This is a genomic window from Telluria sp. AC161, from assembly GCF_979258535.1.
Genome location: NZ_OZ409861.1, coordinates 4,396,312 through 4,409,721, shown reverse-complemented (window position 1 = coordinate 4,409,721; position 13,410 = coordinate 4,396,312). Strand labels below are relative to the sequence as shown.

Below are 13,410 nucleotides of genomic sequence, written 5' to 3'. Positions count from 1 at the left end.
GGTTTTCAGCCCACCCTCAGGGCGAAACCGCCGGTATTGGCTACAATGCGCTTTTGCACAGGATTACAGTCATGGACCCCAAAGATTCCCTCATCGAATACCCGAGCGACTTTCCGATCAAGGTGATGGGCGCGAGCCACATCGACTTCGCCCCGACCATCGTGGCGCTGGTGACCCAGCTCGATCCGACCTTCGACGAGAGCAAGCTCGAAACCCGGCCGTCGGCCAAGGGCAACTACACGGGCCTGACCGTGACCATCCGCGCGACCAGCCGCGAAATGCTCGACGAGGTGTACCGCACGCTGTCGACGCATCCGATGGTCAAGATGGTCCTGTAACGGCGTTCGTCCCCGATGTCAGCGACCTCCCCCCTGATTCGTGAACTCGGCCAGGCCGACTACGAGCCCACCTTCGCGGCGATGCGTGCCTTCACCGATGCGCGCACGCCCGAGTCGCGCGACGAGCTGTGGATTGTCGAGCACCCGCCCGTGTTCACGCTGGGCCTGGGCGCCGACCGCGAGCACGTGCTGGCCCCGCACGACATTCCGGTGATCCAGACCGACCGTGGCGGCGAGGTGACCTTCCATGGGCCGGGCCAGGTCGTGATCTATCTGTTAATGGACCTGCGCCGCAACAAGCCGGGCGGCAAGCTGTACGCGCGCCAGTTTGTGGAAAAAATCGAACAGGCGGTGATCGATGTGTTAGGGGCGTATAATCTTGGCGGTGAGCGCGTTGCCGGTGCACCCGGCATCTATATCGCAGACGGTCCGCGCAAAGGCGCCAAGATCGCTGCGCTGGGCCTGAAAGTACGCGGCAATGGTTGCACCTACCATGGCGTATCGCTGAACGTGGCGATGGACCTGGCCCCGTTCACCTGGATCAATCCGTGCGGTTACTCCGGACTGGTCACAGTCGATATGCGCACGATGGGCGTCGAGGCGCCGCTGCACGATGTACAGCGGGCGCTGGCCCAGGCCCTGGTCGATCAGCTGGCACCCGAGGGCGTCCAGCCAGACCCGAACAAACCAACTGACAGCCCCGCGAGGGCAACGAGCCTATGACTTCCGAAATCGATACCGGCGTCGCCGCCGCAGCCGCCTACAACGCCAGCGAAAAGCAAAAAGGCGCCAGCAAGACCTCGCGCATACCGATCAAGATCGTGCCGATCGCGGAGATGGAGCGCCTGAAAAAGCCCGACTGGATCCGCGTCAAGGCGGCCACCGCCTCGTCGCGCTTCTACGAAATCAAGGACATCCTGCGCGCCAACAACCTGGTGACCGTGTGCGAAGAAGCAAGCTGCCCGAACATCGGCGAATGCTTCGGCAAGGGCACCGCGACGTTCATGATCATGGGCGACAAGTGCACCCGCCGCTGCCCGTTCTGCGACGTCGGCCACGGCCGTCCGGACCCGCTCGACATCAACGAGCCGGCCAATCTGGCCAAGACCATCGCGGCGCTGCGCCTGTCGTACGTCGTGATCACGTCGGTCGACCGCGACGACCTGCGCGACGGCGGCGCTGGCCACTTCGTCGAGTGCATCCAGAAAACGCGCGCCTCGAGCCCGGGCACCAAGATCGAAGTGCTGGTGCCCGACTTCCGCGGCCGCCTCGAAAAAGCACTGAACATCTTCGCCGACGGCCTGCCCGACGTCATGAACCACAACCTGGAAACCGTGCCGCGCCTGTACAAGGAAGCCCGTCCGGGCGCCGATTACACGCACTCGCTGGTGCTGCTGCGCGACTTCAAGAAGATGTACCCGAGTGCAGTCACCAAGTCGGGCATCATGGTCGGCCTGGGCGAGACCGATGAAGAAATCCTGCAAGTCATGCAGGACATGCGCGACCACGACATCGACATGCTCACCATCGGCCAGTACCTGGCGCCGACCAATTCGCACCTGCCAGTGCGCCGCTACGTGCACCCGGACGTTTTCAAGATGTTCGAGCAAAAAGCCTACGGAATGGGCTTCGTGCACGCGGCGGTTGGTGCGATGGTGCGATCGTCGTATCACGCCGACCAGCAGGCGCACAACGCGGGCGTGGCAGCGTAAAGCCTTGCGCAGTAAAGAACGGCGAGCCTCAGGGCATCCGTTTCAGTTACGTTATGCACGTCGTCCCCGCGCAGGCGGGGATCGCAAGTTTTCCAGCATCGCGGTAACGCATGCAAAGCTTGGGTCCCCGCCTCCGCGGGGACGACGTTTTTGCGCTGGTGAAAAGTGGCACCCGCGCGGTGCGTTAGCCGCCGCCGCGATATAGTGACACCATCGAACTTCAGCGCTGCGCCATGACCGACTTCCAAGACCCTTCTCCATCCGACCTCACCGACGACGCCGCACTCGAGCGCGCACTTGACCTGGCCGCGCGCGGCATCGAACTGGTCAAGATGGAAGGCCGCGTGTTCCTGCGCTTCTCGGGCGCGGTGCGCTACGAAGGCTTGCACGTGCCGTACCGCCTGGTGCCGTCGCGCGGCGTGCTGGCCAAGCCGAGCAAGTGGCGCAAGCTGGATCTGGCCGGGCGGCGTGCCCTGATCGAAGAACGCACCGGTGACGCCGATCTCGCGCGCCTGCACCAGGACGCCGAAGAATTCGTGCGCGACCTGGCGGGCGACGCCGACGATGCCGGCTACGATCCGATGCTGTTTCTCGATGTGCTGGACGAGCTGCAAACGTCCGAGCCGGCCGAGTACGTGTTCCAGCGGATTTCGCAGCGCCTGACCCATGCGATCGAGCGCGATGCCGAAGAGCGCCACGCTGCGCGCACCAAGGAAAGTATCAATCTGGCCGAGTACCCGCGCTCGTTCGACGTCGCCAGCCGCATGGGCCGCAAGTTCATTGCGCTCCTGGGCCCCACCAACTCGGGCAAGACGCACCGCGCGATGGAAGCGCTGGCCAAGGCCCCCAGCGGCGTGTATCTGGCGCCGCTGCGCCTGCTGGCACTGGAAAACTACGAGCGCCTGCAGGCTGCGCGCCCGCATGGCGAAGCGATCAAGGTCAGCCTGATCACGGGCGAAGAACGGCGCCTGGTGGAAGGCGCGACGCATGTCGCCAGCACCGTCGAAATGCTCGACACCAAAACGCCGATCGACGTGGCCGTGATCGACGAGATCCAGATGCTGGCCGACCGCGACCGCGGCGCCGCCTGGACTGCCGCCGTGTGCGGTGCGCCAGCATCGGTCGTGTATCTGGTCGGCGCGCCGGAAGCGCGGCGCGCGATCGAGGCGCTGGCCGAGCGGCTCGATGTGCCGCTCGAGGTGCACGTGCTCAAGCGGATGGGGCCTCTGGAGATGGAACCGATGGCGGTGCGCAAGCTGTCGAACCTGCGCCGCGGCGACGCCGTGATCGCATTCTCGCGCCGCGAGGTGCTCAAATGGCGCGACATGATCACCGACAAGGGGCTGTCGGTGGCGACCGTCTACGGCAACCTGTCGCCCGAGGTGCGCCGCGCGCAGGCCGAGCGCTTCCGCGACGGCCAGGCCGACATCGTGGTCGGCACCGATGCGCTGGCGATGGGGCTGAACATGCCGATCGCGCGCATCGTGATGACGACCACGGTCAAGTACAACGGCGTCGAAGAAGAAGAAATCTCCGCTGCGCTGGCCAAGCAGATCGCGGGCCGGGCAGGGCGCTACGGCGTGCACGACGAAGGCTTTGTCGTCGGCTACGACGACGAGACGCACCAGGTCATGCGTTCGCTGATGAAAGAAAAAATTCCGGCGGTGGCAACCAGCGGCTTCGCCGTGGCGCCGTCGCTCGAGCAACTGCACCGCATTTCGTCGGTGACGGGCGAGACGTCGCTGGTCAAGCTGCTCAAGCGCTTTGTCCACAATATCGACGTGCCGGATGGCTTCTTCTACCCGCGCATCACCGAAGACCAGAACGAGCGCGCCGAGTGGCTCGATACACTGCCGCTGTCGGTGGCCGAGAAGTTCATGCTGTCGCTGGTGCCGATCTCGAGCCGCGTGCCGGCGCTGCAGAAGGCGTGGGAGCACTGGTGCCTGTCGCTGGCCAAGAAGATCGTCGTCAAGCTGCATGGCCATAGCAATCCGCAGCAGCTGTTCTACATGAACCTGCAGGAGGTCGAGGACCAGTGCCGCGTGTATTCGGCCTATGCATGGCTGGGGTACCGGGCGCCGGAGTACTTCCCGAGCATCGCGCTGGCGCAGGAGCTGGCGCGCGAAGCGTCCGAGCGCGTCGACGCACTGCTGCAGCAGCAGAACGCGGCGGCCCGGCAGCGGCACGGCGGCAAGCAGGGCGGCAAGGGTGGCAAGCACCATGAGGGGCGGCGCCGCTGACGCCAAGCGTGGTCTCGGTGTACGATGCCGCTTTCATAAAAACACCGAGACAACCCATGAGCATCCCGCACACCCCTGACGCCTTCAACACCTTCGGCGCGACCTATCTGCCTGGCCACCTGGGCATCCAGATTACGGAGGTCAGCCCCGGCAAGCTGGCCGCCGAAATGCCGGTCGCGCCGCACCTGCTGGCGCCGAACGGCTACCTGCACGCCGGCAGCGTCGTCACGCTGGCCGATACCTGCGCCGGCTACGGCTGTATCAGCAACCTGCCGGAAGGCGCGCAGAACTTCACGACGATCGAATTGAAATCGAACCACCTGGGCACCGCGCGCGAAGGCACCATCGCCTGCGTCGCCACCGCCGTGCACCTGGGCCGCACGACGCAGATCTGGGACGCCACCGTCACGGACAAGGCCAGCGGCAAGACCATCGCGCTGTTCCGCTGCACGCAGATGATCCTGTATCCGAAAGCGTAACCAGGATCAGCCGGCCAGCTCTTTCTCGATCAGCTTGTGCACCGCGCCGAAGTCCGGCGCGCCGACATAGGTCTTGATGATGCGGCCCTGCTTGTCGATCAGGAAAGTGGTGGGCGTGAGCGTGACGTCGCCGAACTGGCGCGCGATATCGCCCGCCGAATCGAGCGCCACGGTAAATGGCAGCTTGCGCTGCTCGGCAAAATTGAGCACGTAGTCGGGCCGGTCGTACTGCATCGCGACGGCGACGAATTCCAGGCCCTGGCCCTTGTACTTGTTGTAGGTCGCGACCATGTCAGGCATCTCCTTGACGCAGGTGACGCACGACGTGGCCCAGAAGTTGACCATCACGACCTTGCCGCGCAGCGACTGCGTCGACACCTTGTCGCCGGCGATGCTGATGAACGTGACGTCCGGGGCCGGCGTGCTGCTGGCCAGCGACGCGTAGCCGATACCGGCCAGCGCCAGCACGACGGCGCCGATGGCGGCAGGCTTGATCCAGGAGCGGGAGGGTGTGGATGCGGTCATGGTCGGCGATCGAATAAAAAAAGCGGCAGGGCCATTATAGCCCTGCCGCTTTTTTGCATGGTGCGCATGCACCCGGGGTTCAGGAACCCTGCGGTGCGTTCTGCGCGTTGGTCTGCTTGGCGCGTGCGTCTTCTTCGCTGATGTACTCGAAGATCTTCACTACGCTCGTCACGCCCGAGACGCCCTTGGCGACATCGGCAGCGATATTGCCTTCGCGCGGGGTGACAAGACCCATCAGGTAGACCACACCGCGTTCGGTCGTGACCTTGAACGAGATCGCCGACACGGTCTTCATGTCGACCAGGCTGGCCTTGACCTTGGTGGTGATGAGCGCATCGTTCGAGCGCGACGTGTAGCTCGACGAACCCGAAATCTTCAGCTCGTTGATGACCGACACGACGTTCTCGATCTTGCGCACTTCGCGCTCGGCCGCAGCCTTCATGGCCTCGTCGCGTACTTCGCCGGTGAGCAGCACCTTGCGGTTAAAGCTCGTGACGTTGATGTTGCCGTCGCCATTCGTAACTTCGCGCATCTTGATCTCGGCCTTGACCGTGACCGACTTGTCTTCGGTCTGGGCGCCCAGCGTGCGGCGATCGACCGCTGAAACGGCGCTGCCGATGCCAGCGCCGACGATCAGGCCGAAGCAGCCCGACAGCGATGCCAGCAGGGCCGAGCCCAGAACGACTTTCGTCAACAGCACAGCCATAGGCCGGCGGGTATTACGCATTCTCATCTCCTCCGAACAGCGCGACGTCGATACCGTCGCAGATGCAGTGAATGGCGCACAGGTGAACTTCCTGGATCCGCGCGGTGCGCGAATGCGGGACGTTGACGTGGACGTCGGCGTCGGTCAGCAGCTTGGCCAGCTGGCCGCCGTCCTTGCCTGTAAACGCCACGATGCGCATTTCGCGCTCGAGCGCCGCTTCGACCGCAGCGAGCACATTGCCCGAGTTGCCCGAAGTGGAAATGGCCAGCAGGATGTCGCCAGCCTGGCCGAAGGCCTGCACCTGCTTGGAATAGATTTCGCGGAAGCTGTAGTCGTTGCCGACGGCGGTCAGGATCGACGTGTCGGTGGTCAGCGCGATGGCCGGGAGCGGGAAGCGCTCGCGTTCGAAGCGCCCGACCAGCTCGGCAGCAAAGTGCTGGCAGTCGGCGGCCGAACCGCCATTACCACAGGCCAGGATCTTGTTGCCATTGGACAGGGCGCCGAACATGAGTTCGACCGCCTGCGAAATGTGGGGAGCCAGGGTTGCAGCCGACCTCATCTTCAGGTCAGCGCTCTCCTGGAAGTGAGCGAGGATGCGTTGTGTGTTCATAGCCGAGGATTATAGTGTAGTAGCAAGGGGCGCTGGGCAAGGTCGGTAAAAATTGCTTACACTTCAATCACGTTCTGCAGCCACTCGATGTGTTCGCCATCGATGGCGATGACATCGAAGCGGCAGGGCGGGGTGACGGGAAAGCGCAGCAGGTAGACCTGGGCCGCGCAGACCAGGCGCCGGATCTTGGCCGGCGTGATGCTGGCTGCGGCGCCGCCCTGTCTGCTGCTGGCGCGCTGACGCACCTCGACGAACACGAGCGTGGCGCCGTCGCGCATGATCAGGTCGATTTCACCGCCCTTGCAGCGAAAGTTTTCTTCCACCGGCGCCAGCTTGCGGCGGCGCAGGTAGGCGCTGGCGGCAAGTTCGTACTGGTGGCCCTGGGCCTGCCGTTGGGACAGGCGCCCGGGCCACATGTCACTGGCCGGTCGAGACCGCTTCGAACACGCGGCCGGTGACAGCGGCACCATCGGCGCCAGGCATCGCATCGCGCACGACGACGCCGGTTTCGACGCGGCGGAACGCGCGCGCGCCTTGTCCCATGTCGATCGACAGGCGGCCCGTGGCGCCGTCGAGCTCGAATGCGCCGGACGGGCGCAGCGACAGTTCACGCGCGATGCGGTAGGCATCGATGCCCAGCGCGTACAGGCGCTGCAGGTCGAGGCCCTGGCCGCCGCTGCTCCAGCTCGGGTAGCTTGCCACGGCAGGGTGATCGGCCTGGACGGTCCATGGCAGGTCGAGAATGCGCACGCCGACCAGCTCAGGCGGGATACTGGCCGGGTCGCGGCCCGGGTTGACGGAGGCCGTGCCATAAGTGGGCATCGAGGTGCCGAGCGCGCTGCGCACCTGGCGCAGGCTGTTGGCGTCGAGTGCGGCGTAGACCAGTTGCGGCGGCTGCGATTGCAGGCGCGCGCGCAGGTCGGCCAGCGCATTGCCGTCGACATAGCCGCCCGCATTGGGCAGCTCGACCGTGGTCTGGGTGCGGCCCAGCTCGGACCAGCGCGCGCTGAAGGCGCCCGACAGGCGTTGCTGCCAGGTGGCGCGCCCGGTCAGCACCAGCGCCTGGCCGGACGGCTGCTCGCCGGCAGCCCAGTCGGCCACCTGACGCGCTTCGTCTTCGAGCGACAAGCCGATGACGAGCATCTTGGACGGCAGCGCGGCCGCCACCTGCGGGTGGTTCAGCGCGATGGTCGGCTTGGTGACGGCGCCGCTCGTGGCCAGGGCCGCCACGGCAGGGCGCGCGAGCGGGCCGACCACGATGTCGTTCTCTGCGGCCGCCATGCGGTAGGCGTCGAGCGCGGCCTGCGACGAGTCGCCGGTGGGCACGAGGTTGACGGTGACGCCACCGCGCTGCTGGTCGTACGCGGCCATGAAGCCGGCGCGCACCGCTTCGGCCGGCTGCGCCAGCGCCTGCGATTCGAGGGGCAACAGCAGCGCGACACGGACGGTCGGGCCGCTTGGCGCGACCGCGGCACTTGGCGTGCTGCCGTCGGCGCTTGGCGGCAATTCGACCGGACTCGTCTGGACGCCGCTATCGGAACGCGGCGCAGGTGGTGTATAAGCAGAGTCGGCAGGCGCGGCAGGCGCGCCACTTGTCACTGACGCGCCTGGGCTGCACAATCCGCCTGGCATGCCACAACCGGTATCGGGTGGCAGGGGCGTACTGCCGCACGCGGCCAGCAGTGTCGTGAGAGAAGCGGCAATCAAGCCCGTGAGATTTTTTTTCTTCAGCATCGGAACCCTATATGACAGAACAGCAGACCATCGACATCGCCCGACTTCCCGTCATGGGCGAGGCGGCCCAGCAGTCCTATCCTACCGCAACGCTGTATGTCGTGGCTACTCCGATTGGCAACGTCACCGACATCACCCTGCGCGCTTTACACCTGCTGGCCCTGGCCGACGTCGTCGCCTGTGAAGACACGCGCAAGACTGGCGCGTTATTGCAACGCTTTGGTTTGAGCAAGAGCACGATCGCGGCGCACCAGCACAATGAGCGCGAAGTGGCCGACAAGATTGTCGAGCGCCTGCGCGCTGGCCAGCGCGTGGCGCTGGTGTCCGACGCCGGCACGCCGGGCGTATCCGATCCGGGTGCGCGCATCGTCGATGCCGTGCGCGCTGCCGGCCTGAACGTGGTGCCGCTGCCGGGCCCGTCGGCGGCGATCACGGCGCTGTCGGCCAGCGGCCTGGTCAATGACCGCTTCCACTTTGTCGGCTTTCTGCCAGCCAAGGTCAAGGGCCGCGAGACGGCGCTGGCGCCCCTGACGCGCGAAACGTCGACGCTCGTGTTCTACGAGGCGCCGCACCGCATCGTCGATTGCGTCGAAGCATTGGTGGCCGCGTTCGAGCCGACCCGCCAGGTCGTGTTTGCCCGCGAACTGAGCAAGATGTTCGAGGAAATCCACCGCTGCACGCTGGGCGAGGCACTGGCCTGGGTCAAGGGCGATGCGCACCGCGAGAAGGGCGAATTCGTCGTCCTGGTCGAAGGCGCGGTCGCCGCAAGCGACGCCGAAGACATCGAGGCCGAGCGCGTGCTGCAGATCCTGCTCACCGAATGCAGCGTGAAGCAGGCGGCCAATCTGGCGGCGCAGATCACGGGGCGCAAGAAGAATGCCTTGTATGAGCGGGCGCTGCAGATCCGGGGTGAGTGAGGATTTTGACGCGAAATCCTTGACCAAGTGACGGCAAGCCGGTATTATCTTGCTTCTTCGGAGTGTAGCGCAGCCCGGTAGCGCACCTGGTTTGGGACCAGGGGGTCCAAGGTTCGAATCCTTGTACTCCGACCAGCATTAAGAGAAAAGCCGACAACGCGAGTTGTCGGCTTTTTTCGTTGTGCGGTCGTTTTCCTTGAAACAGCCCCCGGAACACCGGGGGCCTGCCGATTACCCGGCCCGTTTGGCCGCCAGCGCGTTGCCGGCGCGGCTGATGCTCTTGCGGCCCAGTTGCGCAGAGATGAACAGCCCGGCATCGACCACCTGGTCGAGATCCACGCCCGTTTCGATCCCCAGCCCCTGCATCAGGTACAGCACGTCTTCGGTGGCCACATTGCCAGTCGCGCCCTTGGCATACGGGCAGCCGCCCAGGCCCGCCACTGATGAGTGGAAAATCGCCACGCCCACTTCCAGCGCCGCGTAGATGTTCGCCAGCGCCTGGCCATACGTGTCGTGGAAGTGGCCGGCCAGCTGGCCCATCGGGAATGCCTGCGCCGCGCGCAGCATCACGGCCTGCGTCTGGCGCGCTGTTGCCACGCCGATCGTGTCGGCGATATCGATCTCGTCACAGCCCAGGTCGCGCATGCGCGCCACCACGTCGCCCACTGCATCGAGCGATACGGCGCCCTGGTACGGGCAGCCGAACGCCGTGCTGATCGAGCCGCGCAGGCGCAGGCCGTGTTCCTTGGCAGCGCGCGCGACCGGCTCGAAGCGCGCGATCGACTCGGCAATGGAACAGTTGATGTTCTTTTGCGAAAACGCCTCGGACGCTGCGCCGAATACCACGACCTCATCGGCCTTGCCGGCCAGCGCGGCCTCGAAGCCCTGCATGTTCGGCACCAGCGCCGAATAGATCGTGCCGGGCCGGCGCTCGATGCGGGCCAGCACGTCGGCGGAGGTTGCCATTTGCGGCACCCACTTGGGCGAGACGAACGCTGCCGCCTCGACATTGACGAAGCCGGCGCGCGCCAGGCGCTCGACCAGTTCGATTTTCACGTCAGCGCCGAGCGCTTCTTTTTCGTTCTGCAGGCCGTCGCGGGGGCCGACTTCGACGATCTTGACCTTGGTTGGCAGGGGCATCATTTCTTAATATCCACGTTGGCGGTCGACGAGGTCGTCGACCGGTTGGCCGCGTTCCAGGGCGTCGATCTTGTCGACGATCTGGCGCACGGCGTCCTGGCGCATGGTCAGCGCCGAAATATGCGGGGTGAGGGCGATGCGCGGCTCGTTCCAGAACGGGTGCTGGGCCGGCAGCGGCTCATGGCGGAACACGTCGAGCGTGGCGCCGGCGATGTGCCCGGAGCGGATCAGCGTCATCAGATCGGGTTCGGCCAGGATCGCACCGCGCGAGACGTTGATCAGAAACGCACCAGGCGCCAGCTTGCCCAGGTTGTGGCGGTCGAGCAGGTTGGTGGTCTCTGGCGTCAACGGCAGCAGGCAGACCAGCACGCGCGTGCCCTGCAAAAAGTCGCCGAATTGCGCCATGCCGGCATAGGTTGGCACGCCCGGGATGTCTTTCGGGCTGCGGCTCCAGCCGCGTACGGGAAAGCCGAAATGGCGCATTGCCTCGACCACCGGCATGCCCAGCCGGCCCAGGCCCATGACGCCGATCGTAAACGACTCTTTCGGATGCTGGGGCAGCGGATTCCAGGCACCGTGCCTGGCCTGCTGTTCATATTCGTCGAAGCGGCGGAAGTAGCGCAGCACCGCATGCGCCACATACTCGGCCATCTGCACGCCCATGCCGGCGTCGCCCAGCCGCACCAGCGGCACGTCGGGCAAAGCGTCGCCAAACTTGAGCAGCGCGTCGACGCCGGCGCCCATCAGGAAGATCGCCTTGACGCTCCCCAGCTGGGCCAGCAGCGCGGGTGCCGGGTTCCACAGCACCGCGTAATCGCAGTGCGCCAGTTGCTCGCCTTCTTTCCAGATGACGGTCTGGGCGCCTGGCAGCACGCTGGCAAACGCGTGTTCCCAAGGCTCGCTGACGCCATCGCCCCGGTACAGGACAATACGCATGTCTCCCCCTCATCGTGTAGGGTGGTTTTTATGGGTGTTGCTTACGCCGCCTTGAAGGCCAGCAGCGGCGCGCCATCGGCGACCTGGTCGCCGACCTCGTACAGCACGTCCTCGACCACGCCGTCGCCCGGCGCGGCAATCGTGTGCTCCATCTTCATCGCTTCCATGATGACGAGCGGTTCGCCCTTCACCACGGTGGCGCCGGCCTGGACGAGCACCGCCACGACCTTGCCCGGCATCGGCGCCGTCAGGCGCCCGCCAAGCGTTTCGACTTCGCCGGCGTGGGCCATCGGATCATTGTACGTCAGCGTGAAATGCCCACCGCCGGTAAATACGTGGAACACGTCGCCGTCGCGGCGCACGACGCCCTGGACGGCCGTCTCGCCGAGGCGCAGCGCCAGGTCGTCGCCAGTGCGACCGACGCGTTCCACACGCTGCGCCTGGCCGTCGAGGTCGATTTCGAGCCCGTCGCGGCGGTAGGTCAGGCCGACGCGGTAGGCGCCGAATTCGTCGGACCACGACAGCACGCGGCGATAGTCGCCGTTCATGCGCCAGCCGCTGGCCTGGCTCCACGGGTCAGCATCGTTGGCGGCGTTCTCACGCAGCGCGAACACGGCCAGGGCCAGCGCGCCCAGCGGCGCCGGTGCGGCAGGCGGGAACAGCGTCGCGCCATGGCGCTCGATCAGGCCCGTGTCCAGGTCGGCCGTGGCAAATGCCTCACCCTCGACCAGGCGTTTCAAAAACGCGATATTGGTGGCCAGCCCGACGATGCGGAACTCGCTCAGCGCCTGCGACATGCGCGCCAGTGCCTGGGTGCGGTCCGCGCCCCAGACGATCAGCTTGGCGATCATCGGATCGTAGAACGGCGAAATCGCATCGCCTTCGCGCACGCCGGAATCGACGCGCACGGCGGCCGGATTCGCGCCGTCGCTGCCCAGCTCGAACGCGACCGCGCGCGGCACGTCCATATGGTGCAAGGTGCCGATCGACGGCAGGAAACCCTTCTCGGGATTTTCGGCATACACGCGCGCTTCGATCGCGTGGCCGTGGATGCCCAGTTCATGCTGCTGTTTCGGCAGCGCTTCGCCAAAGGCGACCCGCAACTGCCATTCCACCAGGTCGGTCCCGGTGATCATTTCGGTCACCGGATGCTCGACCTGCAGGCGCGTGTTCATCTCCATGAAGTAGAACGAGCCGTCCTGGTTGGCGATGAATTCGACGGTGCCGGCGCCGACATAGCCGACGGCGCGCGCAGCGTTCACGGCGGCTTCGCCCATCGCGGCGCGCCGCTCCGGCGGCATGCCGGGGGCGGGCGCTTCTTCCAGCACCTTCTGGTGCCGGCGCTGCACCGAGCAATCGCGCTCGTGCAGGTAGACGCAGTTGCCCAGGCTGTCGGCAAACACCTGGATCTCGATGTGGCGCGGGCGGATCAGGTACTTCTCGACCAGCACCTTGTCGTCGCCGAAACTGGAAATCGCTTCGCGCTTGCACGAGGCCAGCGCGCCTTCGAAGTCTTCGGAACGCTCGACCACGCGCATGCCCTTGCCGCCGCCGCCAGCGCTGGCCTTGAGCAGCACCGGGTAGCCGATGCGGTCGGCCTGTTCGCGCAGAAACGCGGGCTCCTGCGCATCGCCGTGGTAGCCCGGCACCAGCGGCACGTTGGCGCTTTCCATCAGCTGCTTGGCGGCCGACTTGGAACCCATCGCGCGCATCGACGATGCAGGCGGGCCCACGAACACGAGGCCGGCGGCGTGCACGGCCTCGGCGAACTCGGCGTTTTCGGACAGGAAGCCGTAGCCGGGGTGGATTGCCTGCGCGCCGGTGGCCTTGGCGACCTCGATGATTTTCTGGCCCCGCAGATAGCTGTCGCGCGCGGCGGCGGGGCCGATCAGGATGGCCTCATCGCAGACCGCGACGTGCTTGGCGCCGGCGTCGGCCTCGGAATACACGGCGACGGTGCGAATACCCATGCGGCGCGCGGTAGCGGCGACACGGCAGGCGATCTCGCCACGATTGGCGATGAGGAGTTTGGTGAACATGCGCGTTATCTTTCGCTTATGGTTGTTCGGGTGA

The 13,410-nt window shown here is 65.8% G+C and carries 14 protein-coding genes and 1 tRNA gene; 7 read left to right on the top strand and 8 right to left on the bottom strand.

Translation table 11 applies throughout. The annotated features are described in order from the left end of the window. Positions 1-71 precede the first annotated feature (71 nt). The 5 genes from ACZ0AJ_RS19620 (at position 72) to ACZ0AJ_RS19600 (ending at position 4,769) form a co-directional block, all read left to right on the top strand. The gene (locus ACZ0AJ_RS19620) at positions 72-338 is read left to right on the top strand and encodes a DUF493 family protein (RefSeq protein ID WP_183554968.1); all 267 of its coding nucleotides are present in this window, start codon (positions 72-74) and stop codon (positions 336-338) included. A 15-nt stretch (positions 339-353) separates the two neighbouring features. Then, positions 354-1,061, top strand: coding sequence for a lipoyl(octanoyl) transferase LipB (gene lipB / locus ACZ0AJ_RS19615; RefSeq protein ID WP_183554970.1), 708 nt, complete (start codon positions 354-356; stop codon positions 1,059-1,061). Beyond that, the gene (gene lipA / locus ACZ0AJ_RS19610; RefSeq protein WP_499456083.1) at positions 1,058-2,050 is read left to right on the top strand and encodes a lipoyl synthase; all 993 of its coding nucleotides are present in this window, start codon (positions 1,058-1,060) and stop codon (positions 2,048-2,050) included. The genes lipB and lipA overlap by 4 nt, the downstream gene beginning before the upstream one ends. A gap of 233 nt (positions 2,051-2,283) precedes the next feature. Beyond that, positions 2,284-4,290, top strand: a complete 2,007-nt coding sequence (locus ACZ0AJ_RS19605) for a helicase-related protein (protein ID WP_499456082.1) — start codon at positions 2,284-2,286, stop codon at positions 4,288-4,290. Between the two features lie 56 nt (positions 4,291-4,346). Further along, positions 4,347-4,769, top strand: a complete 423-nt coding sequence (locus ACZ0AJ_RS19600) for a PaaI family thioesterase (protein ID WP_258836872.1) — start codon at positions 4,347-4,349, stop codon at positions 4,767-4,769. A 6-nt stretch (positions 4,770-4,775) separates the two neighbouring features. Here the strand turns inward: ACZ0AJ_RS19600 and ACZ0AJ_RS19595 are convergent, their stop codons facing one another. The 5 genes from ACZ0AJ_RS19595 to ACZ0AJ_RS19575 form a co-directional block, all read right to left on the bottom strand. Next, positions 4,776-5,294, bottom strand: coding sequence for a TlpA disulfide reductase family protein (locus ACZ0AJ_RS19595; RefSeq protein ID WP_499456080.1), 519 nt, complete (start codon positions 5,292-5,294; stop codon positions 4,776-4,778). Between the two features lie 79 nt (positions 5,295-5,373). Further along, complete coding sequence (locus ACZ0AJ_RS19590) at positions 5,374-6,021, bottom strand: BON domain-containing protein (protein ID WP_499456079.1); 648 nt, start codon at positions 6,019-6,021, stop codon at positions 5,374-5,376. Next, complete coding sequence (locus ACZ0AJ_RS19585; RefSeq protein WP_183555000.1) at positions 6,014-6,610, bottom strand: phosphoheptose isomerase; 597 nt, start codon at positions 6,608-6,610, stop codon at positions 6,014-6,016. Before ACZ0AJ_RS19585 ends, ACZ0AJ_RS19590 begins: the two co-directional genes overlap by 8 nt. 56 nt (positions 6,611-6,666) lie before the next feature. After that, positions 6,667-7,026, bottom strand: coding sequence for a YraN family protein (locus tag ACZ0AJ_RS19580; RefSeq protein ID WP_499456078.1), 360 nt, complete (start codon positions 7,024-7,026; stop codon positions 6,667-6,669). A 1-nt stretch (position 7,027) separates the two neighbouring features. Continuing rightward, positions 7,028-8,344 carry a penicillin-binding protein activator gene (locus ACZ0AJ_RS19575; protein ID WP_499456077.1) on the bottom strand — a complete coding sequence of 439 codons (1,317 nt, stop codon included), beginning with the start codon at positions 8,342-8,344 and terminating at the stop codon, positions 7,028-7,030. 11 nt (positions 8,345-8,355) lie between these two features. On the opposite strand from ACZ0AJ_RS19575, the gene rsmI reads away from it, so the two are divergent. Together rsmI and ACZ0AJ_RS19565 are read left to right on the top strand one after the other, a co-directional pair. Continuing rightward, a complete protein-coding gene (gene rsmI, locus ACZ0AJ_RS19570) occupies positions 8,356-9,261 on the top strand; it encodes a 16S rRNA (cytidine(1402)-2'-O)-methyltransferase (RefSeq protein WP_499456076.1) in 906 nt (301 codons plus the stop codon). A 58-nt stretch (positions 9,262-9,319) separates the two neighbouring features. Next, positions 9,320-9,396 (top strand) — tRNA-Pro (locus ACZ0AJ_RS19565). 96 nt (positions 9,397-9,492) lie between these two features. Here the strand turns inward: ACZ0AJ_RS19565 and ACZ0AJ_RS19560 are convergent. From ACZ0AJ_RS19560 to ACZ0AJ_RS19550, 3 genes are read right to left on the bottom strand one after another with little or no spacing between them, the layout of a single operon-like run. Further along, complete coding sequence (locus ACZ0AJ_RS19560; RefSeq protein ID WP_499456075.1) at positions 9,493-10,404, bottom strand: hydroxymethylglutaryl-CoA lyase; 912 nt, start codon at positions 10,402-10,404, stop codon at positions 9,493-9,495. Positions 10,405-10,407: 3 nt separating this feature from the next. Then, positions 10,408-11,337, bottom strand: a complete 930-nt coding sequence (locus ACZ0AJ_RS19555) for a 2-hydroxyacid dehydrogenase (RefSeq protein ID WP_499456073.1) — start codon at positions 11,335-11,337, stop codon at positions 10,408-10,410. A 41-nt stretch (positions 11,338-11,378) separates the two neighbouring features. Further along, positions 11,379-13,376: an acetyl/propionyl/methylcrotonyl-CoA carboxylase subunit alpha gene (locus tag ACZ0AJ_RS19550; RefSeq protein ID WP_499456072.1), complete on the bottom strand. Its 1,998-nt coding sequence runs from the start codon at positions 13,374-13,376 to the stop codon at positions 11,379-11,381. Positions 13,377-13,410: the final 34 nt, after the last annotated feature.